The 21739-nt window shown below is 36.3% G+C and carries 19 protein-coding genes and 1 other annotated feature; of the genes, 14 read left to right on the top strand and 5 right to left on the bottom strand.

Annotated features, from left to right (window positions below; all coding sequences use genetic code 11):
* Positions 1-15 precede the first annotated feature (15 nt).
* Positions 16-1512: a glutamate synthase small subunit gene (gene gltD, locus H7K77_RS08250; protein WP_186577330.1), complete on the top strand. Its 1497-nt coding sequence runs from the start codon at positions 16-18 to the stop codon at positions 1510-1512.
* 53 nt (positions 1513-1565) lie between these two features.
* Here gltD and H7K77_RS08245 read toward each other — a convergent pair whose 3' ends face one another.
* Together H7K77_RS08245 and H7K77_RS08240 are read right to left on the bottom strand one after the other, a co-directional pair.
* Positions 1566-1928 (bottom strand): hypothetical protein, encoded by a 363-nt coding sequence (locus H7K77_RS08245; RefSeq protein WP_222599277.1) that lies wholly within the window; start codon positions 1926-1928, stop codon positions 1566-1568.
* Positions 1929-1999: 71 nt separating this feature from the next.
* Positions 2000-2746, bottom strand: a complete 747-nt coding sequence (locus H7K77_RS08240; protein WP_186577329.1) for a CBS domain-containing protein — start codon at positions 2744-2746, stop codon at positions 2000-2002.
* A 283-nt stretch (positions 2747-3029) separates the two neighbouring features.
* On the opposite strand from H7K77_RS08240, the gene H7K77_RS08235 reads away from it, so the two are divergent.
* From H7K77_RS08235 to H7K77_RS08215, 5 genes are all read left to right on the top strand, one after another.
* The gene (locus H7K77_RS08235) at positions 3030-4103 is read left to right on the top strand and encodes a branched-chain amino acid aminotransferase (RefSeq protein ID WP_186577328.1); all 1074 of its coding nucleotides are present in this window, start codon (positions 3030-3032) and stop codon (positions 4101-4103) included.
* 115 nt (positions 4104-4218) lie between these two features.
* A complete protein-coding gene (locus H7K77_RS08230; RefSeq protein ID WP_186577327.1) occupies positions 4219-5178 on the top strand; it encodes an LLM class flavin-dependent oxidoreductase in 960 nt (319 codons plus the stop codon).
* Between the two features lie 185 nt (positions 5179-5363).
* On the top strand, positions 5364-6560 hold the full coding sequence (locus H7K77_RS08225; RefSeq protein WP_186577683.1) for an MFS transporter: 1197 nt from the start codon (positions 5364-5366) through the stop codon (positions 6558-6560).
* A gap of 16 nt (positions 6561-6576) precedes the next feature.
* Positions 6577-6858 carry a hypothetical protein gene (locus H7K77_RS08220; protein ID WP_186577326.1) on the top strand — a complete coding sequence of 94 codons (282 nt, stop codon included), beginning with the start codon at positions 6577-6579 and terminating at the stop codon, positions 6856-6858.
* A gap of 57 nt (positions 6859-6915) precedes the next feature.
* Positions 6916-8880 (top strand): tripartite tricarboxylate transporter permease, encoded by a 1965-nt coding sequence (locus H7K77_RS08215; protein WP_186577324.1) that lies wholly within the window; start codon positions 6916-6918, stop codon positions 8878-8880.
* A gap of 92 nt (positions 8881-8972) precedes the next feature.
* On the opposite strand, the gene H7K77_RS08210 is transcribed toward H7K77_RS08215, so the two are convergent.
* Both H7K77_RS08210 and H7K77_RS08205 read right to left on the bottom strand, forming a co-directional pair.
* Positions 8973-9953 (bottom strand): tripartite tricarboxylate transporter substrate binding protein, encoded by a 981-nt coding sequence (locus H7K77_RS08210; RefSeq protein WP_186577322.1) that lies wholly within the window; start codon positions 9951-9953, stop codon positions 8973-8975.
* An 82-nt stretch (positions 9954-10035) separates the two neighbouring features.
* Positions 10036-10659, bottom strand: a complete 624-nt coding sequence (locus H7K77_RS08205; RefSeq protein WP_186577320.1) for a YitT family protein — start codon at positions 10657-10659, stop codon at positions 10036-10038.
* A 205-nt stretch (positions 10660-10864) separates the two neighbouring features.
* Positions 10865-11075: a binding site (T-box leader), on the top strand.
* Between the two features lie 81 nt (positions 11076-11156).
* Here H7K77_RS08205 and proB point away from each other — a divergent pair.
* The 5 genes from proB (at position 11157) to add (ending at position 17290) form a co-directional block, all read left to right on the top strand.
* Positions 11157-12278, top strand: a complete 1122-nt coding sequence (proB, locus tag H7K77_RS08200; RefSeq protein WP_186577318.1) for a glutamate 5-kinase — start codon at positions 11157-11159, stop codon at positions 12276-12278.
* Positions 12275-13519, top strand: a complete 1245-nt coding sequence (locus tag H7K77_RS08195) for a glutamate-5-semialdehyde dehydrogenase (protein ID WP_186577316.1) — start codon at positions 12275-12277, stop codon at positions 13517-13519. The genes proB and H7K77_RS08195 overlap by 4 nt, the downstream gene beginning before the upstream one ends.
* Positions 13520-13695: 176 nt before the next feature.
* Positions 13696-14619 carry a manganese-dependent inorganic pyrophosphatase gene (locus tag H7K77_RS08190; RefSeq protein ID WP_186577314.1) on the top strand — a complete coding sequence of 308 codons (924 nt, stop codon included), beginning with the start codon at positions 13696-13698 and terminating at the stop codon, positions 14617-14619.
* 166 nt (positions 14620-14785) lie between these two features.
* A complete protein-coding gene (ilvA, locus tag H7K77_RS08185; RefSeq protein WP_186577312.1) occupies positions 14786-16045 on the top strand; it encodes a threonine ammonia-lyase IlvA in 1260 nt (419 codons plus the stop codon).
* Positions 16046-16231: 186 nt separating this feature from the next.
* The gene (gene add / locus H7K77_RS08180; protein ID WP_235988880.1) at positions 16232-17290 is read left to right on the top strand and encodes an adenosine deaminase; all 1059 of its coding nucleotides are present in this window, start codon (positions 16232-16234) and stop codon (positions 17288-17290) included.
* A gap of 176 nt (positions 17291-17466) precedes the next feature.
* Here the strand turns inward: add and H7K77_RS08175 are convergent, their stop codons facing one another.
* Positions 17467-18393 carry a 3'-5' exonuclease gene (locus H7K77_RS08175; RefSeq protein ID WP_186577308.1) on the bottom strand — a complete coding sequence of 309 codons (927 nt, stop codon included), beginning with the start codon at positions 18391-18393 and terminating at the stop codon, positions 17467-17469.
* Between the two features lie 558 nt (positions 18394-18951).
* Here H7K77_RS08175 and uvsE point away from each other — a divergent pair.
* The 3 genes from uvsE (at position 18952) to H7K77_RS08160 (ending at position 21611) form a co-directional block, all read left to right on the top strand.
* Positions 18952-19917 carry a UV DNA damage repair endonuclease UvsE gene (gene uvsE, locus H7K77_RS08170; RefSeq protein ID WP_186577306.1) on the top strand — a complete coding sequence of 322 codons (966 nt, stop codon included), beginning with the start codon at positions 18952-18954 and terminating at the stop codon, positions 19915-19917.
* A 106-nt stretch (positions 19918-20023) separates the two neighbouring features.
* Entirely contained in the window at positions 20024-20944 is a 921-nt protein-coding gene (gene cysK / locus H7K77_RS08165) for a cysteine synthase A (protein WP_186577304.1), read from the top strand.
* A gap of 22 nt (positions 20945-20966) precedes the next feature.
* Complete coding sequence (locus tag H7K77_RS08160) at positions 20967-21611, top strand: SDR family oxidoreductase (protein ID WP_186577302.1); 645 nt, start codon at positions 20967-20969, stop codon at positions 21609-21611.
* Positions 21612-21739: the final 128 nt, after the last annotated feature.

The following is a 21739-nucleotide window of genomic DNA, read 5'->3' as shown; positions in this document are numbered from 1 at the left end:
AAAGGAGAGAGGAATATGGGAAAAGCAACAGGTTTTATGGAAATTAAGCGCGAAGAAGCAACGCAACGTGATCCAATCGAACGCTTAAATGACTGGAAAGAATATTCTGCTCCTTTCTCGGATGAAGTAATGAGCAGGCAGGGTGCACGTTGTATGGATTGTGGTACACCTTTCTGTCATATTGGAATGGAAATAGGAGGGGCAACGTCTGGTTGCCCTGTTTACAACTTAATTCCGGAGTGGAATGATTTAGTTTATAAAGGAAAATGGAAAGAAGCATTAGAACGTTTGATGAAGACTAATAATTTTCCTGAGTTTACTGGACGTGTTTGCCCAGCGCCATGTGAGGGGTCTTGTACAGTAGCTATTTCTGATCCTGCAGTAGCTATTAAGAATATTGAGCAAGCAATTATTGATAAAGGATTTGAAAATGGTTGGATTACACCAAGAATACCTGAGAAGCGCACAGGTAAAAAGGTGGCAATTATTGGTTCAGGTCCGGCAGGGATGGCTAGTGCTGACCAGTTAAATCAAGCTGGTCACAACGTAACGGTTTACGAACGTGCTGACCGTGCTGGTGGATTGTTAACTTACGGTATTCCTAATATGAAACTAGAAAAAGATGTAGTAGCACGTAGAATAAAGTTGTTAGAACAAGAGGGTGTTTCTTTCGTATTAAATACAGAAGTAGGTACTGATATTACGGCTGATGAGTTAAAACAACAGTATGATTCTGTTATTGTTTGTACGGGAGCTCAGAAACAACGTGATCTAGTAATTAAGGGTCGTGAAGCAGAAGGTGTACATTTTGCTATGGACTTTTTAACTACTTCCACTAAAAGCTTACTAGACTCTAACTTAGAAGATGGTAACTACATTGACGCTAAAGGTAAGGATGTAATCGTTATTGGTGGTGGAGATACAGGAGCAGACTGTATTGCAACAGCACTACGTCAAGGTGCTAACAGTGTTGTCCAGTTTGGTAAACACCCACAATTACCGATGGCAAGAACTTCTAATAATATGTGGCCTGAATATCCACAAGTCTTTAGCTTAGATTATGCTCATAAAGAAGCGAAGGCTAAATTTGGGGAAGATATTCGCCAATATTGCATCCAAACAAAGAAGTTTGTTGCTGATGAAAACGGAAAGTTACAAGAACTTCATACGATTGAAATGAAAAAAACAAGAGATGAAAATGGTATGTTCGTTTACGAAGAAGTTCCGGGAACGGAAAAAGTATGGCCAGCCCAACTAGTCCTTATTGCGATTGGTTTCGAAGGTCCAGAACAACCATTATTGAAGGAATTTGGAATAAATACAGTCAATAGAAAAGTAGAAGCAGAATACGGTGAATTCACTACTAATGTAGAAGGCGTATTTGCTGCAGGTGATGCTAGAAGAGGACAAAGTCTAATCGTTTGGGCTATTAACGAAGGTCGTGAAGTAGCTTACGCAGTAGATGAGTATCTGATGGGGTCATCTAAATTACCAACTGTTGCTGGTATGTAAGCCATAGAAAATACCCTGTTTCCACGGAAACAGGGTATTTATTATATCAGAAATTATCTGCGTTTGTTATACAGGTAAGAAATTACATATATAAACAAAGCTATGGCTACATAAATAAGAAAAAAAACGATAAATCCCCAAAGGCCAACCACAGCATCCGCAAATTCCATATTCCCGCGATTTGTAATGGCCTGCTGAATTTCGATAGCGAATACTAATACGACCATCATCGTGAAAGTATAGATAAAGGAGATGATAGTGGTACTCCACTTTAATTGTTGAATCCATTTAAAAACAAAATAAATAATAAAAAATGAAAACAGACCAATAAAACCGATAATCCAAAAGTGTAGTTGTTTATCTGTTAATGAGAATCCCATCGTTTTAAACAATTCAATAAGCATATCATGGCACATATTTACTATTTCAGCCAGTATTCTAATAACATCTTGAATGGTTAATCCCTCCTTAAAGAAGAAAAGTTTGGTTATACATGGCTAGCAATGGTTACGTTTGCATGGTCAATTTTTACTAAATCCCACGAAGTGACAATTCCTATTGGTTTTTGCTTTTTTGATCCACTATGTGTAATTAAAATTGCTTCTAATTTCTTGTTATCGTCAAAACTTGTTTCAAATATTGCCTCTAAATCGTATATAGAACTGTTTCGGTCTAAAAATTTAACATTGTGTGGCTTCTCATATTCCAATATATCTTTTGCAGTAACATCGTGTAAGGAAACTAGACTATCTATAATATTGCAGGAAAGCCATTTGGCAATGCCTCCTTCTGTTAACAAGCCATGGAATCCAATTTCATTGACAATCGGAAACTGGGAAAAACCACTATCATTTATCGCTTCCAAGATTGTTTGGATAGAAGTTGTCGGGTGGAAACTCGTAACAGGTTGTGAGGCAATTGATAATGCAAGTGGTGGTTCATACATTAATTCACAAATACGTTCTATTTCTTGTACGATTTCTTGATGAGGTTCTGCGATATAAAAATCTTGACGGACTTTTCGATGCACCAATGCATTTCTTAGTTTTCCGAATTGTTTTAACGTATCGTAATTATAACGGACAACATTATGAAGTTTGCGGGCAGCCTGTAAAACTTCACCATAGGCAGCATGATCACTTGATTTACTCACTAATTCCATTAACTTATTGTGAATACGATTATAGGCAGCTTCAAAACGGTGAACATTTTCCCCCTGAACAATTGTTTCCATTCCACGCAACTCCTCTTAGAAGATATAAATATATTACCACAAAATATCTTCTTGCTAACTATGAAAAAACGAAAAAAGGATCTAAATTATAAATAGTAATCATGATTTGCATTTCTGTCTCATCGCAATAGCATGGTTAGAAAGAATGTTATATCCAAATAGTAAGAATTTTTAACTGTAAATGGTTGTGTTAGATAACAAATTAGTAATAAAATAGTCTTTATAGATAATAATAGTTTACTTTATACATATATCTTAAACTAGCTGACAAGGAGACATAGTTATGACAGAACATAGTATAAGCATTGAAAAAAGTAATTCATTAAAAGTAAAGCCATCTGACGAATCTTTAGCGTTTGGTAGACACTTCACAGATCACATGTTTATCATGGATTTTAAGGAAGGTAAAGGTTGGCATAACTCTCGAATCGTACCATATCAACCTCTCATGCTTGACCCAGCTTCTATCGTGTTTCATTATGGTCAAACTGTATTTGAAGGGTTGAAGGCTTATTTAACAAAAGAAGGAAAAGTAAAGCTGTTCAGACCTAATAAAAATATGGAGCGTTTAAACAGGTCTAATGACCGTATGTGTATACCAAGAATTGACGAAGAGTTTGCGATAGATGCTATCAAACAACTAGTAAGCATTGATAAGAAATGGGTTCCTAGTACATCTGGAACATCTCTTTATATTCGTCCTTTTATTATTTCTACTGAACCATATTTAGGGGTAGCTCCTTCAAAAGCATATCAGTTTATTATTATTCTTTCGCCTGTAGGGGCTTATTACAAAGAAGGAATAAATCCGGTGAAAATAGCAGTCGAGAATGATTTCGTTCGAGCTGTAAAAGGTGGGACAGGAGAAGCCAAAACTGCAGGAAACTATGCCTCTAGTTTAAAAGCACAAGAATTAGTTGCAGATAAGGGGTATGCGCAAGTTCTTTGGTTAGACGGTTTAGAGAAAAAGTATATCGAAGAAGTTGGTAGCATGAATGTTTTCTTTAAAATTAATGGAGAAGTTGTGACACCTGAGTTAAATGGTAGTATCTTAGAAGGTGTCACAAGAAATTCAGTAATACAATTATTAAGGCATTGGGATATTCCTGTATCAGAACGAAAAATTTCAATGGAGGAACTGTATGAAAGCTACCAACAGGGATTAGTTGAAGAGGCATTTGGAGCAGGAACAGCAGCAGTTATTTCTCCAATTGGAGAGCTTGCATGGCAAGGAAATACGTTAGTAATAAATAATCATAAGACTGGCCAAATAGCCAAAAAATTATATGATACCCTAACTGGAATTCAGTATGGTATCGAGGAAGATTTATTTAATTGGACGCTAGAAGTAAACTAATTGTATGATAAGGGCACCCTATAGGGGTGTCTTTTCTATCTTTTTTTGCGGTTTACTCAGATGTCCAATAAAAGTTACTATTATACGATACTATAATGGAAGGGAGTCACCTTTTTTGAAGTTAAGTATTTTAGATCAATCACCTATTGTTAATGGTGTCACTGCTCTAGACGCATTGGAATCAACAGTTACATTAGCTCAGGTTGCAGAGAAACTTGGTTATACTCGTTATTGGGTTGCAGAGCATCATGGAATGGACAAATTAGCAAGTTCGGTTCCAGAAGTACTGCTAACCTACCTTGGGATGAAAACGAGTAAGATTAGAATAGGATCAGGTGCTACTCTATTACCTCACTATAAACCATACAAAGTTGCGGAGATTTTTAATATGTTGGGCACGTTATTTCCGGATAGAATAGATTTAGGGATTGGACGTGCCCCTGGAGGATCAGCAGAAGCATCCATTGCACTATCTGGTAATTTCTTAGCAAATGTTAAACAAACGCCCGAATTAATAGAGGAGCTACTCCATTTTATTTATGATGATTTTCCAAGTGATCATATGTTTGCTAATACAAAAGCTTTACCACAACCGAAGACACCTCCAATACCATGGATATTAGGAACAAGTCCTAAAAGCGGGGAACTTGCAGCTAATACTAGTACTGGTTATTGTTTTGGTCGGTTTATGAGTGAACATAGTGGGGAAAACATTATAGAAAACTATAAACAACATTTTATACCCAATGAATATATGCATAAACCATATGCAATCGTCACGATATCTGTTATTTGTGCGGATACAGAAGAAATAGCTCAAAGGTTAGTAACAGAGTACCTTATAACACGAATAAACCCCAAAAAAGACAAAAAGCAAAACCTGTCTTCTGATGAGTTAACTATGTTTAACCAGTATAAAAATAATATGCTTTACGGTACAGCGATGTCCGTATCGGAACAAATAAAGGATATATTTAACAGCTCACCTTTAGATGAGATTATGATAGTAACAATCACTAACGATTATGATTCAAGGCAGTACTCATATGAATTGTTAGCTAAGTCTTTATTATAATGGCAATATCCACCAGTCATGGTGGGTATTTTTTTATCCCACTTTTTTCCTCTGTATTTACTGTATGAATTGGCTATTTTAATCCAAGCTATCTATGTGGTAATCGTCATCCGAAAGGAGCAGTCACCTTGGCAAAATCAAAGCAAGGGTTAATCATATTAGCAATCAGTTCCATCCCTCTCATTATGACACTTGGAAATTCCATGTTAATTCCTATCTTACCAAAGATGGAATCGGAATTGAACTTGAGTTCATTTAAAGTCAGCTTAACCATTACAATATTTTCGGTTACAGCAGCTATATTTATCCCAATTTTAGGTTACTTTTCAGATCGGTTCTCTAGAAAAGTGATCATTGTTCCAGCATTAATTCTTTATGGGCTTGGGGGATTACTAGCGGGTGCCGCCTCCGCATGGTTTGATAGTGCCTACCCGTGGATATTAACAGGAAGAGCAATGCAGGGGATTGGTGCAGCAGGTACAGCTCCTATTGCAATGGCACTAGCAGGCGACCTGTTTAAAGGTGGTCAGCAAAGTAAAGTTCTAGGACTTATTGAAGCATCCAATGGGTTTGGGAAGGTTTTATCACCGATTGTAGGTTCATTACTTGCTCTAATTGTGTGGTATGGTCCTTTTTGGGGGTTCCCGATTTTCTGTCTTGTTTCTGTACTTCTAAATATGTTTTTCGTGAAAGAAAAAAAGAAAAAGAAACAACCACCATCCATAGGAAATTACGTAAAGGGCTTATTTTCTGTATTTAAACATGAAGGTCGTTGGTTATTTACTACCTATTTAGCTGGTGCAACCTGTCTCTTTACACTTTTTGGAATCCTTTTTTATATTTCAGACGTGTTAGAAAAAGATTATGGAATGGATGGGGTTTTAAAAGGGGCGATACTAGCTGTACCGTTACTGTTTCAAATGACAACTTCTTTTGTTACAGGAAGCAAAATAGGGAAGAATATGCAAGTAATGAAGCGTTTGATCGTTCTAGGGTTGTTATTAATGACCATTTCATTTGCTTCTTTAACTTTCTTTACAAGCTTAGTACCATTCTTTTCTGTTTTGGTTATCAGCAGTATTGGTACTGGATTGGTTCTTCCTTGTTTGAACAGTCTCATAACGGGCTCTGTTGGAAAAGAAAGGAGAGGCTTTGTAACTTCTTTATACGGATCTGTCAGGTTTTTAGGTGTAGCGGCCGGTCCACCGATTTATGGGTGGTTAATGGGAATTGGACGAACTCCAATGTTTCTTGCAACCGCAGGGCTTACTTTGCTTGTTGCGATTTTATGTCTAACATTAATCCATGCAAAAAGTCCAGCGCAACAAGAAGATGAAAATTCTGAATCAGTCTTTAAAAAATTACAGTTATCCACAGAATAATGAAGGAGGACTTACGTTGCAAATTTATTTTTCACCAGAATTTTTAAGAGAAGATGCCCAGGTATTAAATGTTGTAGATGATAAAAATAAAGCTGTAGGGTACATTGCTTTCTTAATGGAACAAAAAAAGATGTATGTATATGGTCAACTAGAAGATGAAGGGGTAGAGGCTGACTTTAAAGATCTTGTTGAACCATACTTACAAGGTTTGGCTAAGTTAAAGCCTGACTTAGAAGTTTATTCCTATTTGACAGTTGGTGGGAAGAAAGTAGATGTATCTAGTGAGAAAGAGAGTTAACACATAAATCCGAATGGGTGAATATCATATCCTAGCTTAGTTATGGGGGTTAGGGATATGGATGTTTTCTGGCAAGCCTTTGAGTTCCGTTATTTAATCATATTATTCCTTGGGTTATTTCTTGGCATTGTTGTCGGAGCTCTACCTGGATTAACACCCACAATGGGTGTAGCCTTAACAATTCCTTTTACATTCTCATTAGGTGCTACCGAAGGGCTAATAATATTGGGAGGAATTTATTGTGGGAGTGTATATGGAGGATCCATTCCTGCTATATTATTTAACGTTCCAGGAGCTCCGGCATCAGTAGCCACTACATTTGATGGATTTCCAATGACACAAAATGGCGAGGCCCGAAAAGCACTAGAAGTATCAACAATTGCTTCTGTGTTTGGCGGGATATTCGGCATGGTTTTACTACTATTTTTTGCACCGATTGTTTCTGAGTTTTCGTTGCAATTCGGCCCAACCGAAAATTTTTGGATTGCCATTTTTGGGTTAACTGTCATCGCAGCCATTTCAGATGGATCAATATCCAAAAATTTATTAGGTGGAAGTATTGGTATCTATCTTTCTTTCGTAGGGATCCACACAGTAACAGGATTGCCTCGATTTACATTCGGTTCTGAGAGTTTAATAGGGGGATTTCATGTAGTTGCGATATTAATCGGTCTATTTGCTTTTCCACAAGCATTAAGATTGATTGAACATTTAACTGCCATTAATCATCCTCGACCACTAATTTATAAAATCAAAAAATCGACAATAAGACAATCCTTTTCCGATGTTTTAAAAAAACCTAAATCTTTAGGAATCGGAAGTCTAGTTGGTGCCTTTATCGGTATGATACCAGGGGCAGGTGGTAATATTGCAAGTATACTTGCTTATAATGAAGTAAAGCGTTTTTCAAAAGATAAAGAAGGATTCGGTAAAGGAGAAAAGAAAGGTATCATAGCTTCTGAGAGTGCTAATAACGCAATGGTTGGGGGTTCCTTAATTCCGTTATTAACATTAGGAATTCCTGGTTCTCCAACAGCAGCAATATTCCTTGGTGGACTTTTAATTCATGGTATTTGGCCTGGAAGATCCTTATTTGTAGAAAATACAGATGTGGCTTACACTTTTCTGTTCAGTATGGTAGGGGCACAAATATTATTGTTATTCTTGGGCTTAGCAATGATTAAGTACATGACAAAACTGTCACAAATCCCTACTTTTATAATGGCACCTGTAATTCTTTCATTCTCTATTATTGGTGCTTTTTGTATGCAAAATAATGTCTTTGATATTTATACTGTTGTTATGGTCGGTATCGTCATGTTTATCTTAGATAAGTTCGGCTTTGCAGCAGCTCCTGTCGCTTTAGGTTTTATACTTGGACCAATTGCCGAGCAAGGTTTGTTACATGGTATCCAAGTAGGGAAAGCTAATGGTTCAATTCTATCTATGTTTTTAAGCGGTAGTATCAACATTATTTTATGCGCGTTAGTAGTCATAACAATTTCAATTTCTATCTATCAACAGATAAAATTAAAATCAATTGAATTACGGTCCTCGAAAAAAGTGAATTTCCTATCCTTAAAGGGAATTCTATGGCAACTTGCAGCTGTTCTTGTAATTACAGGATTAATCTTATTACAAAATTTTCAGTTAGAACAAAGGATATTTCCGCAGATTGTTCTTGGAGTCGTTTTACTTTTAATCGTTGTAGAGTACTTGAAAGCAATTAGAGCTGAAAAGAACCAGGGAAATAATGCTATGTCCTATAAATGGAGTTCACTTCCTATTGTGTGCATTGTTGCATTTTTAAGTGTATTGACTAGTATTACAGGCTATTATTTACAGGTGATTATGCTTATGTTAGCAGTTCCGTGCTACTTAGTATTTGTTAAAAAGAATAAGGATATCCGGTTATGGACTGTATTTATCGTAACAATAGTGTTTACGGCCTTTTTATATTTGATCTTCTCTCAAATCATTCAAGTACCAGTTCCAACAATCTTTACTGTATTAAACGTATAAGCAAGTTTTCTTTTAGTAAGGCTACCCAATGATATTTTAAACCTTTTGAGAATGAAAAGGGGAAAGAGTCAATGTACTCTTTCCCCTTATGTTTATTCGATTACACCAATATTTTTTAACAATCCCTCATAAGTTTCTTGTCTTTTTTCCATTTCATCTAGTACTTGCTCTCGATCCATAATAAGAAGGTCGGCTCCGGCTTTTTCCATCTCTTTTATAAACTCCTCATCGTTTAGTAGCTCCATAAAAGCTTCTTCTAATTTGCTGATGATTTCTTTCGGGGTTCCTTCAGGGGCTGCGATACCACGGTCTGTACTCATTACTACCTCTGGATATCCAAGCTCTCCAAAAGTAGGAATATCTCGATCAAATGGATGTCTTTCTTCGCTTGCTATTGCGAGTGGCTTTACTTCTTCACCTAGACGATATATATCGGAAAGGTTGCCTGACACTACGTCAATATGACCACCTAGTAAAGCAGCTATTGCATCAGCAGAGCCTTGATAGGGAACATCTTCTAATTTTACCTTAGCAGCATCTTCTAACTGCAAGATCGCTAAATGTTGCCCTACATATTTACCAGCATTACCAACTGTAACGGTATTTGGCGATGCTTGAGCTTGTTTGATTAAATCTTCAAGGCTGTTAATGTCACTATCCGCTCGTACTGCAAAAACGGTTGGATCACCACCCCAATTGACAACCGGTTCAAATGTATCCACTGAAAAAGTTGTATCATTTACTAAAGGCTGGCTTATGATATGTGGAAGATTATATACAGCTAATGTGTAACCATCGGGCTTAACTGTTGTGAAATTGTTCCACCCGACTTGACCTCCACCTCCAGGTTTATTTACGATGACTAATTCCTGATTTAAATATTTATTTGCGTACTTAGCTATAATTCGTGCCTGGGTATCTGTAGCAGCACCAGGCGAATATGCCACAATAAGCTGAATCGTCTTACTTGGGAAGTTATCAACCTCAGCTTCCTTATTAGAATTAGCACACGCGCTAAGCGTGAGTAGCACCAAGAGAGCGCTTATAAAGGTGACTTTCCATATATGTTTCAATTAGAGGCACATCCTTTCGCATTTACTCTACATACGAGAATATGCTTCTAGTAAGAGGAATAAATGTTGTCCTAAGAAAAAGTTAGGATTTCTTTTTACGAATGCTAAGCACAGGAAAATATATTCGCGGAAACCTCCAATTATAGACAATATTAATTAGCTTTGTTGATATAAATTGAACAAAGATAGCTTCTAACACAATAATCCATTGAATAATAGATCCAGTAAGTATAAAAATAAATCCATTCAATAAAAGCAAGGGTTTACCAGGAGCAACGTTTCGATATTTCGTTACAATTAATGCGAGCACACCCATTCCACCGTTTGAAACCTGTTGTCTAAGCAGCATACCCACGCCTATTCCTAATGTAGCAGAACCTAAGAGTATATCGATTAAGATTGGTGCTTGATGTACAAATATATTAAGCTCGAACAATTGGACACTTACTGATGTCATCGTAATAGCGTACATCGTTCCAATTGTACTTGCATTGCCTAACCAATAAATGGCTGCTACAAGTAAGGAAAAATTAACTGCCCAAAGTGCAATACTTAGTGGCACGCCAAACCAGTAATTTAGCAAGACAGCTATTCCTGCCGAACCCCCAGACGGAATGGAGTGAGGGAAAAGGAACAAGGACATAGCCATTCCTTGAATAAAGGAACCGCAAGTAATCAGTAAATAATGATTTATTAGTTGTTTCATGATTTCATATACTCCCAGATCCAATTTTGTTTCTTTATGGCTGTACGCATCTAACATCCTCTTTCCGTAAATATAATGCTTGTCCTATAGATTGTATTTATAATAAAAGTAGAATATGATTTATATTGTGATAGCTAATTGATTTTTCAGATTTTAGTTGACATATTCCGACGTGTAAAGCATAATATTTCGTAACAAAACCAAATAAACTGTGCAGATTAGGACTAGTAAATAGGACCAGAAACGAAAGAGAGTAGAATTCACTGGCTGAAAGATTCTACCGTTTAACTTCCTATTGAACCTACCCTATGAACTGTTGAGCTAATAACTTAACCGTTACCTACGTTACAGGACCGAGTGGGCATATTTGCCAACTAAAGGTGGTACCGCGGATCCAAACTCTTTCCGTCCTTTCTTAATTACAGGACAGAAAGAGTTTTTTTGATGTTTAAATGTATATATTAACGATTCGATTAATGGTAAAGGCGTGAATAAAAATGGCAAAACAACGTATTGTAGTCAAAATTGGTAGTAGTTCGTTAACAAATAAAACAGGCGGATTGGATAAAAAATTACTAAATGAACATGCTGCAGCTATTGCGCGTCTCATAAAAAGTAATTATGAAGTAATTTTAATATCGTCAGGTGCCATTTCAGCAGGATTCACAGACCTAGGTTATCCAAGTCGCCCGGTAACTGTTGCTGGGAAACAAGCTGCAGCGGCAGTGGGGCAAGGTTTATTAGTGCAAGCATATACAGAAGTGTTTAGGTCATTTGAAATCGTTGCGGCTCAATTATTAATTACGAGAGATGTGTTTGTTAATGAAGAACAATATACAAATGTTTATTCGACCTTATCCGAGTTATTGAAGCGATCGGTTTTGCCCATCATAAATGAGAATGACACTGTATCTATCAAGGAACTAACATTTGGAGACAATGATATGTTGTCTGCCTTAGTTAGTGGATTGGTTAACGCAGATTTCCTCGTTATGTTGACGGATATTGATGGGCTCTATACTGATAATCCACACATCAATCCAGCTTCTACTCGCTATGATTATTTGCCATTTATCACAGAGGATATTTTAGAACAAACTAAAAGTGATTCAGGATCTAAGTTTGGTACGGGTGGCATGAAATCAAAAATACTTGCAGCCAAAAGAGCATTATCGCTTGGTGTAAAAGTTTTTGTCGGTTCTGGTACAGGACCTAATAAACTCTTAGATATTATTGATGGGACTGGTGAAGGAACCTATATTGGAGACATTGAGAAAACGAGTCCTCGAAAACAAAAACAGTGGATAGCTTTTCATTCTTCGATTTCAGGAGCAATTGAAATTGATGATGGTGCCCGCCATGCTATTTTAAACGAAGGGAAAAGTTTGCTGCCTGCCGGTATATCGACAATAAACGGGAATTTTAACATAGGGGATGTAGTGGAAATCAGGAACAATAATCAGATAGTTGGGAAAGGGCAAGTTAGCTATTCATCCAGCGAATTAAAAGAAATAAAAGGTAAGGGGAGCCAAGAGGCTATGCTTCTTACTAGACATAGAAAACCAGAAGCTGTTCATCGTGACCGATTAGTAATCATATTTGAGGAGGTAGAGTCATGAGCGATTTATTATATAAAGCACAATTAGTAAAAGATAGTGCAATTCTTTTAGGGCAAAAGACCACAAAACAAAAGAATGATGCATTAAAAATGATTTCTGAAGAGTTACTCATGCAGAAAGACTTTATCATTAATGAGAATACGAAGGATATCGACAGTGCAAGAGCTAATGGATTTCACGAGTCGTTAATAGATCGATTAATATTAGATATAAATAGGATTACAGATATGTCTGACGCACTTAGGGAGTTAACAAAACTAAATGACCCAATTGGGGAAATTATAGAGTCATGGGAAAGACCTAATGGTTTAAAAATTGACAAGATAAGTGTACCAATAGGTGTAGTTGGTATGATTTATGAAGCGAGACCTAACGTTACAGTGGATGCTGCAAGCTTATGTTTGAAAACAGGGAATGCAGTTTTACTTAGAGGTAGTTCCTCCGCTATTCATTCTAACCAGGCACTTGTTCAGGTTATTCAACAAGCACTAGCGAAATCAGAACTACCAAAGGATTGCGTGCAATTGGTAGAGGATACAAGTCGCGAAACAGCTTCCAAGATGTTTAAAATGAGTGATTATCTGGATGTATTAATACCTAGAGGAGGGAAGAAATTAATCCAAACGGTTGTGGAACAAGCATCAGTGCCTGTCATAGAGACTGGAGCGGGGAATTGTCATCTGTTTATCGATGCCACAGCAGATGTAAAGATGGCACTCGAAGTAGCAGTTAACGCAAAAACACAGCGTCCGTCTGTTTGTAACGCGATTGAAACATTGGTTATTCATAGACAATGGGGCAAAGATAATATTAGTAGGTTATTAGAAAATTTAGTTGGAAATGATGTGGAACTTCGATTAGATCCTACACTAAACTTTACTTTTCCTAAATCATCTGTTGCAACGGAAGAAGATTGGGATACAGAGTTTTTAGACAAGATTTTAGCCGTTAAAGTTGTAGATTCCTTAGATGAAGCAATTAATCATATTCGGAAATACAGTTCCAAACATTCAGAGTCTATTCTAACTGAAAGCGACCAGCATGCTGTTGAGTTCCTCAATAAAATTGATGCTGCTGTAGTTTATCATAATGCATCAACTCGCTTCACAGATGGATTTGAATTTGGATTTGGTGCTGAAATAGGAATAAGTACACAGAAGCTCCATGCTAGAGGGCCGATGGGGTTACCTGCCCTTACTTCTACAAAGTATATAGTTCGCGGTGATGGACAGATAAAATAACAATTCGTTCACGATCCCATTTGAATTTAGTCGTAGCAGGATCGTGAATTATGATAGAAGACTAGTAGTAACAAAATTTGCTTAAATGTAACCTTACTAGTGAAAAATATAAGGAATTACGTTACAATAGTAAAGGATTTTCAATACATAAATATGATATATAAGGAGTTTTGATTATGGGAAAAGTTCTTATTTTTGGACACAAAAACCCGGATACGGATACAATTACGTCAGCACTTGCATATGCTGATTTAAAATCAAAATTGGGTAATGAAGTAGAGGCCGTACGTCTAGGAGAAGTTAACGGAGAAACGCAATATGCATTAGATTATTTTAAAGTAGACGCTCCTAGGTTAGTTGAAAGTGTTTCTAGTGAAGCAGATCAAGTTATTCTGGTTGATCACAATGAAAAACAACAAAGCGCAAATGATATTGACCAAGTTCAAGTGCTAGAAGTAATTGACCACCATCGAATAGCTAATTTCGAGACAAAGGACCCTCTATATTACCGTGCAGAGCCAGTTGGTTGTACTGCTACAATATTGAATAAACTTTATAAGGAAAATAATATTTCTATTTCAAAAGAAATCGCTGGTTTAATGCTTTCGGCGATTATCTCAGACTCTTTACTTTTCAAATCACCAACATGTACAGATGAGGATATAGCAGCAGCTAAAGAATTAGCAGAGATCGCTGGTGTTGATTCTGAAAAATACGGTTTAGATATGTTAAAAGCTGGTGCTGATTTAAGTGACAAAACAGTGGCCGAATTAATTACATTGGATGCAAAAGAATTTACCATGGGCGATAAAAAGGTGGAAGTAGCTCAAGTAAACACGGTTGACACAGATGAAGTCTTTGCTAATAAAGCGGAGATTGAAAAAGCAATTGAATCCACCATAACAAGTAAAGGATTAGATTTATTCGTTTTTGTAGTAACGGATATTTTGAATAACGATTCCGTTGTACTTTCTTTAGGGGACGCTGCAACAGTAGTCGAAAAAGCCTTTGATGTTAATTTAGAAGGCGGAATAGCAACACTAAAAGGTGTAGTTTCACGTAAAAAACAAATTGTTCCAAATTTACAAGCAGCATTCTAATTTTTGAACTATGGAAAACAACTATCATAAATGGTAGTTGTTTTCTTCTTACTCTGCTTATATTAAAAGTCTGAAAATTTTCATTTTTTGCGTTTTTAAGTTTTCTTAATTAAATTAGTGTGGTAGTATGAGTCTAATCATTTTATATGTAGGAAGGATCCTAAGTATGAGCACAAAAGTAAATCCGATTCAAATTAAAGATATAATCATTGCCAATCAAGTATTGAAGGATATTGTTGTGAAGACACCATTACAGCGAGATACTATTCTATCAGAACGTTATCAATGTAACGTGTATTTGAAGCGCGAAGACCTTCAGGTAGTTCGTTCTTTTAAGATTAGAGGAGCTTACTATTTTATGCAAAGCCTTCCGAAAGAAGAACTAGTTAATGGTGTTGTTTGTGCAAGTGCAGGAAATCATGCACAGGGAGTGGCTTATTCTTGTAAAGCTTTAGGAATTAAAGGAAAAATTTTTATGCCAAGTACTACTCCTCGTCAAAAAGTAAATCGAGTAGAGTTTTTTGGAGGGCCATTTGTCGAGATAATTTTAACAGGTGACACCTTTGATGATTCCTATGAAAAAGCACAGGCATACTGTGATGAACACAATATGTCGTTTATTCATCCTTTCGATGATTACAGAACTATTACTGGTCAAGGTACAGTTGGACTTGAAATACTAGATAGTATGGAAGAACCAGTATCACACATCTTTATGGCCGTGGGTGGAGGAGGATTAATATCTGGAGTTGGTTCTTACATTAAGAATATCAGCCCATCTACAAAGGTGATTGGAGTAGAACCAGCTGGAGCTGCCTCCATGAAAGAGTCATTAAAGCAGAATCAAGTAGTTAAATTAAGTCAAATAGACAAGTTTGTTGATGGTGCTAGTGTAGCTAAGGTAGGGAATTTAACCTTTGAAATTGGCCAAGAAATAATTGATGACATTTCCGTGGTAGCTGAGGGTAAAATATGTACCACCCTTTTAGACTTATATAATGAAAATGCTATTGTTGCAGAACCTGCTGGTGCACTTCCAGTAGCAGCACTAGATTTTTACAAGGACGAAATTAAAGGAAAAAATATAGTGTGTATTATAAGCGGTGGTAATAATGATATCGATAGAATGCAAGATTTCAAGGAACGTTCCTTGATTTATGAGGGATATAAACACTATTTTATTGTTAATTTCCCACAACGTGCTGGTGCATTGAGAGAGTTTATGGATGAAGTACTTGGAGAAACAGACGATATCACACGCTTTGAATATACGAAAAAGAACAACCGAGATAAAGGACCCGTTCTTGTTGGAATTGAACTTAAACACACGAACGACTATCAACCTTTAATTGAACGTATGGAGAAAAAGGGCTTTACTTATATAGAAATTAACAAAGATCAAAACTTGTTCAATTTGTTAATTTAACTTTTTGAAAGCAAAAAGCGATTCGTTTTTTGCTTTCTTTTTTTATCTAGTAATTTATACGAATGCTTTTGATGCTTAACACTATTCATTAAATATCTTGTAAATATTACTAACAACATTGTGGCAAAATACTTACGTACATATTAAAATAGTAACAATATTCTCATTACTGAAAGGAGAATGAATTTGTTAAAGGATAATATGTTACAAGTGGTGAAAAGTTTACCGAAAATAGATTTACACTTGCATTTAGATGGGAGTGTAAAACCAAAAACAGTACTGGAGTTAGCTACTGAGCAAGGAGTAGCGTTACCTAAATCTGATCTTTCTAGTTTAAAGCCATATTTACAGATCGAGGATGACTGCCCTGATTTAAAATCATATCTAAGTAAATTTGACCTAGTTTCACAAGTTCTGCATACAGAAAAAGCACTGGAAAGAGTTGCTTTTGAATTAGTTGAACAAGCACATAGCCAAAACTGTAAATATATTGAAGTCCGATTTGGTCCACAATTGCACCGTCAAAAAGGGTTAAGTCTTGAAGTAGTTATTGGCTCTGTAATTAAAGGATTAAATAAAGGTGAACAAACATTTGGTGTGCGAGCAAAAGCCATTGCTTGTTGTTTAAGGCATCACTCCGTCGAAGTTAACATGGAAGTAATTGAAGCAGCATCATCCTTTTTAAATTCAGGATTAGTTGGGGTGGATCTAGCAGGAGATGAGGCTTCCTATCCAGCCTATTTATTTCGAAGCGTCTTCAAAATTGCTGATAAAAAGGGATTACCCATTACGATTCATGCAGGTGAGGCGGCAGGGGCAAACAATATCAAAGATGCTATCCATAAATTAGGTGCTTCCAGGATTGGGCATGGTGTTAGATTAAAAGAAGATATGAGTTTATTTAATGAGGTGTATTCTAGAGGAATTCCATTAGAAATGTGTCCAATTAGTAATATTCAAACAAAAGCATCAGACAGTTGGAAAGAATACCCGATTCGTGAATACTTTGACCAGGGTTTGTTGGTAACGGTCAATACAGATAATTTGACAGTCTCGAAAACAACTTTAACAAAAGAATACATGATATTAGCTAAACATTTTGAATTTACTACAAGCGAGTTAGCGCAGCTTGTTATGAATGGGATAGAGGCATCGTTTTTAGAAGTATCTGACAAAAAAGAGTTAAAGAATATTTGTCTTCAAGAATATAAGCAGTTAGAGGGTAAGATAAGCGAGGTTATTTAAGGTCAACAAATGTTGATCTTTTTTTATTTAGTATATAACTGGATCTATCATATCCTAGAATAGTGTGATAAAAGATGAATTCCTGTGGTAATAGGTTACGAGCACATTTTTATGTTTTAGTATTTGGCATTCCGTTGTTTTAATATATGTACGAAGCAGGAAGATTCCCTTCTGCTTCAAACAGCTAATTGTTTTATCGGTGAAACTAAATGCTCATCAATTATCATTATTTTCGCAGCATGCTTAAAGTGATAATTGTAGGTAGATCGAAGTTCATCATAAAAAACTTTCAGTAAACTAACTGATTCAATAAGATCATCATTAAATATGCCAGAACGGTTTATAGAAATATTTTCATATTTTTTAACTAACCGCTTTACCTTCTTCAGTAACTTCTGAGCATTACGTAAGCGGTACATATCATGTAATTCAACCAATAGAGATTCTAAATCTAATTTCATTAGTTGTTTTACTTGCTCATTAATTGATTTATTACGTTTTAATTGACCTTGTAATATATAACGATCTATCATCAGAAGATCAGACTTTATTGGATAGTTAAGAAAGTTTAAATAAATACGTAGTGTGTTAAATGCATCGTACATAGGGTTATGTTGCTCCCCTACAAAGGTCATATCATATAATTCTAAGGCATTCTGAACGGATAGATTTTCTTTTGTTACTCGTTTTGTGAGAATAGCTTGGAAATCCACATACCTATTTTCTATTTTTTCTACAGTTCTGATAGATATATCGTGTAACTGAGAATCTAATTTTAGGCGTTGAAGATCGCTTTTTGACCAAGAAAAAAACCTCGTCTTTTTAACCCCTCCAACCCAAGTAAGAAAATTGGAGAAAACTTGATCAAAGGTCTGGGCACCTACTAGATCTGAATCCTGAATTCCAGTTAGCTGCTTACAGAATGGCGTTAATTTCTTTTGTTGTAAAGGACGGATATACGCATCAAAACTGGTTACTTTTTCTGTTGCAAGTTCGTACTTTACTGCACCAAGCCTAATAGCCTCCATTTCCTCCTGAAGCATCCCTCTGTTTGAACAGAGCATTTCAAAATCAAAGAAGACATAGTACTTAACATCTGACAAACTTAATCACCTCCATCTAGCTTACTATTATACCGAAAAGTATTCGTAGTCTTATAGGAGTAAATATTTCCAGACGAAATGTTTCTACAACCACCAATTCGTGAGCAACGATATAACCGGGATACTTAACAAAGCTAAAAGGCTAGAGTATATAGTAGTGATTACTGCTGTTTCCTCTTCGTCTATATATTAAAAAAACAGGATGTTAGTCAACATGAACGCTTTGGCATTGCTGATAATATAAAGACAACCTTTTCCATCATAGTATTAATTGGTAATATTTTATAACGATAATTAACGTTTTAGGGATAAGAAGCAAACGAAAAATATTGCGAACCCAAAACCTTTATAAGTATTAAAGCCTTGTTATCCTACCTTTGAATTACTCTTCATTATTCTACTGTTTCTATTTTCGAATTGAATACCGTACACTCAAACAGTTCATTTCCTGGGAAAGCGCAAGAATTGACAGTATCACCAATTAACTGAAAGATGTATCAATAATCCGACATAAATAGGTGATAATAAGGCAATATGTTTGTTGTTGGAGGGATATAAATGACTATATTTCGATTTGGTTATGTCGCAATGAGCGTGCATGTAAAAAATAGTTCACCGTCACAAACGATGACCTATAAAAATTTCAGTCAGCAGACAAACCGTGAAGCTGCAATCAGGAAATTGGAGTTGATTGCTAATCGAAACGTGGAAAACTGTCTCCGGCTGTTAAAGCATAACCATGCTTTTGATATTTCACTTTTTCGTCTAAGCTCAAAGCTAGTACCACTTGCTACTCATGAGGAACTTTCTGATTGGGATTATCTAAAAGGAGTGAAAGTCAGTTTAGAAAAACTAGGTAATTATGCAAAGGAAAAGGCAATGAGAATTGACTTTCACCCTGACCATTTTGTTGTGTTGAATTCACCGAAACAAGACATAGTAAAGAGTTCCGTTCAAACCCTCAAGTATCATTATGACCTTTTAAAAGCTATGGGGTTAGATCCGTTGCATCGCTGTGTCCTACACGTAGGTGGGAGTTATGGAGATAAGCCAAACGCATTGGAACGGTTCGTTGAAAATTGGGGCAGAATCTCGAGACGAATTCAGCGAATGATCATTTTAGAAAATGATGATAAAACATTTGATGTTGAGGATGCTTTATACTTATCTGAAAAATTAGCTGTTCCACTCGTGTTTGATCTCCATCATCACCTGGCAAATCATAGGGAAGAAGATTGGATTATTTATTGGGACAGAATATTAAAAAGTTGGGACAATTCAGCTTTACCTATTAAAGTTCACCTTTCTAGTCCTAAAAATGATAAACAGTTTCGCCATCATGCTGATTTTGTTGATTCGTCTATGTTTTTAGAATTTGCTAAAAGGGTTAATGGTACTACACCTCAAGTTGATTGTATGATTGAAGCAAAACAGAAAGATGAAGCGCTCTTTCAATTAATGAGAGATTTACGAAATCATTCTAGTGTGGAGTGGATTAACCAAAGCACTGTAAAAATAAAGTAGTTTGTAAATCAAAATGGTTGGTAACCGGTAAACCAATTGATAATATAGTAAGTATAGTATTTTAAATCTTCCTACAAGGAATCTGGCATAGAAAGGAAAGTGTAGTGTGAGAGTAGTAAATAATATTACCGAATTAATCGGAAATACCCCATTAGTAAAATTAAATAGGATCGTTCCAAATGATGCAGCAGAAGTATATGTAAAGCTAGAAATGTTTAATCCTTCCAAAAGTGTAAAGGATCGTGCTGCCTATAATATGATAAAGGTTGCTGAAGAGCAAGGTGTAATTAACCCGGGTGATACGATTATTGAACCAACAAGTGGAAATACAGGTATCGGATTAGCAATGACAGCTGCTGCTAAAGGATATCAAGCAATTTTGGTTATGCCCGATAACATGACAAAGGAACGAATCAACATATTGAAGGCCTATGGGGCTAAGGTTGTGTTAACACCAAGTGAAGACAAAATGCCTGGTGCTATAAAACGGGCTAAAGAACTGTGCGAAGAAATTCCTAATAGCTTTATGCCGCAACAGTTTGAAAATATGGCTAATCCAGATATCCATAGAAGTACAACTGCCCAAGAAATTTATGGTCAACTGGAAGGAAAGCTAGATGGGTTTGTTGCGACTGCAGGAACTGGAGGAACGGTGACTGGTACAGGTGAAACACTAAAGGAATTAATTCCTGGAATACATATTGCTGTAGTAGAGCCCCAAGGTTCTCCTGTATTGTCAGGAGGAAAGCCTGGAAAACATAAATTAGTTGGAACAAGCCCGGGGTTTGTTCCAAGTATACTGAACACAAGTGTTTATGATGAAATAATTCAAATAAAAGATAAGGATGCGATAGACACGTTTAAACAGCTAGCGTCGAGGGAAGGGATTTTTGTAGGACCTTCAGCTGGAGCAGCCGTATTCGCAGCGATCGAAGTCGCAAAAAAGTTAGGTTCTGGTAAAAAAGTTGTTTGCATTGCTCCCGATACGGGTGAGAGATATTTAAGCATGAACCTGTTAGACGAATAGAATAATCTGAAGGAATGAGTAGATGAAAGTTTTAGTAGTAGGTGCTAACGGCCAAATAGGAAAACATGTAGTAGAAAAACTATCTAAAAATAACCATGTAGCGAAGGCAATGGTTAGGAAAATAGACCAGGCTAATGAGTGGAAATCTAAAGGGATAGAAAGTGTTGTTGCAGATTTAGAGGGTAGTGTTGACGAAATCGTCAATGCAGCCAGAGATGTTGAAGCCATTATTTTTACAGCTGGGTCCGGTGGAGGAACAAGTGATGATAAGACATTACTAATTGACCTAGACGGAGCAGCTAAGACAATTGAAGCAGCCGAAAAGCTGGGTATCGAACGGTTTGTTATGGTAAGTGCCTTTCAAGCAAATAACAGAGAAAACTGGTATGAACCATTAAAACCATACTATGTAGCAAAACATTTTGCTGATAAACAATTGTTAGCTAGTACATTAAACTATACAATTATTAGACCAGGTGGTTTAACAAATGAACCAGGCACAGGTACTATTACAATTGGAGAAAATATGCTGGCAGGATCGATCCCACGTGAAGACGTAGCTTCGGTGGTGGTAGCTGCATTGGATGATAATAGAACATACAAAAAATCGTTTGATCTTGTATCAGGTAGCACATCGATAACGAACTCAATCGAACAACTGTCTTAAAAAGGAAGGAAGACTAAGGTAAAAACCATAGTCTTCCGTTTTCAGTTGTACATGATAAACGCTCTACCTTTTACATTTATAAAATTAATCAAACGTTTGTTTAATTTTTAACATCCTTGTTGTAAACC

It is taken from the genome of Aquibacillus kalidii (assembly GCF_014280935.1).
Classification (GTDB): Bacteria; Bacillota; Bacilli; order Bacillales; family Amphibacillaceae; genus Aquibacillus_D; species Aquibacillus_D kalidii.
The sequence above is the reverse complement of the archived record's forward strand: the minus strand, read 5'-3'. Positions and strand labels throughout refer to the sequence as shown.

What these genes read in the sequence shown, in the direction of transcription:
- gltD (WP_186577330.1), top strand. Translation starts at nt 16, where the DNA reads ATGGGAAAAGCAACAGGTTTTATGGAAATTAAGCGCGAAGAAGCAACG.
- H7K77_RS08245 (WP_222599277.1), bottom strand. Translation starts at nt 1,928, where the DNA reads ATGTGCCATGATATGCTTATTGAATTGTTTAAAACGATGGGATTCTCA.
- H7K77_RS08240 (WP_186577329.1), bottom strand. Translation starts at nt 2,746, where the DNA reads ATGGAAACAATTGTTCAGGGGGAAAATGTTCACCGTTTTGAAGCTGCC.
- H7K77_RS08235 (WP_186577328.1), top strand. Translation starts at nt 3,030, where the DNA reads ATGACAGAACATAGTATAAGCATTGAAAAAAGTAATTCATTAAAAGTA.
- H7K77_RS08225 (WP_186577683.1), top strand. Translation starts at nt 5,364, where the DNA reads ATGACACTTGGAAATTCCATGTTAATTCCTATCTTACCAAAGATGGAA.
- H7K77_RS08215 (WP_186577324.1), top strand. Translation starts at nt 6,916, where the DNA reads ATGGATGTTTTCTGGCAAGCCTTTGAGTTCCGTTATTTAATCATATTA.
- H7K77_RS08205 (WP_186577320.1), bottom strand. Translation starts at nt 10,659, where the DNA reads ATGAAACAACTAATAAATCATTATTTACTGATTACTTGCGGTTCCTTT.
- proB (WP_186577318.1), top strand. Translation starts at nt 11,157, where the DNA reads ATGGCAAAACAACGTATTGTAGTCAAAATTGGTAGTAGTTCGTTAACA.
- H7K77_RS08195 (WP_186577316.1), top strand. Translation starts at nt 12,275, where the DNA reads ATGAGCGATTTATTATATAAAGCACAATTAGTAAAAGATAGTGCAATT.
- H7K77_RS08190 (WP_186577314.1), top strand. Translation starts at nt 13,696, where the DNA reads ATGGGAAAAGTTCTTATTTTTGGACACAAAAACCCGGATACGGATACA.
- ilvA (WP_186577312.1), top strand. Translation starts at nt 14,786, where the DNA reads ATGAGCACAAAAGTAAATCCGATTCAAATTAAAGATATAATCATTGCC.
- uvsE (WP_186577306.1), top strand. Translation starts at nt 18,952, where the DNA reads ATGACTATATTTCGATTTGGTTATGTCGCAATGAGCGTGCATGTAAAA.
- H7K77_RS08160 (WP_186577302.1), top strand. Translation starts at nt 20,967, where the DNA reads ATGAAAGTTTTAGTAGTAGGTGCTAACGGCCAAATAGGAAAACATGTA.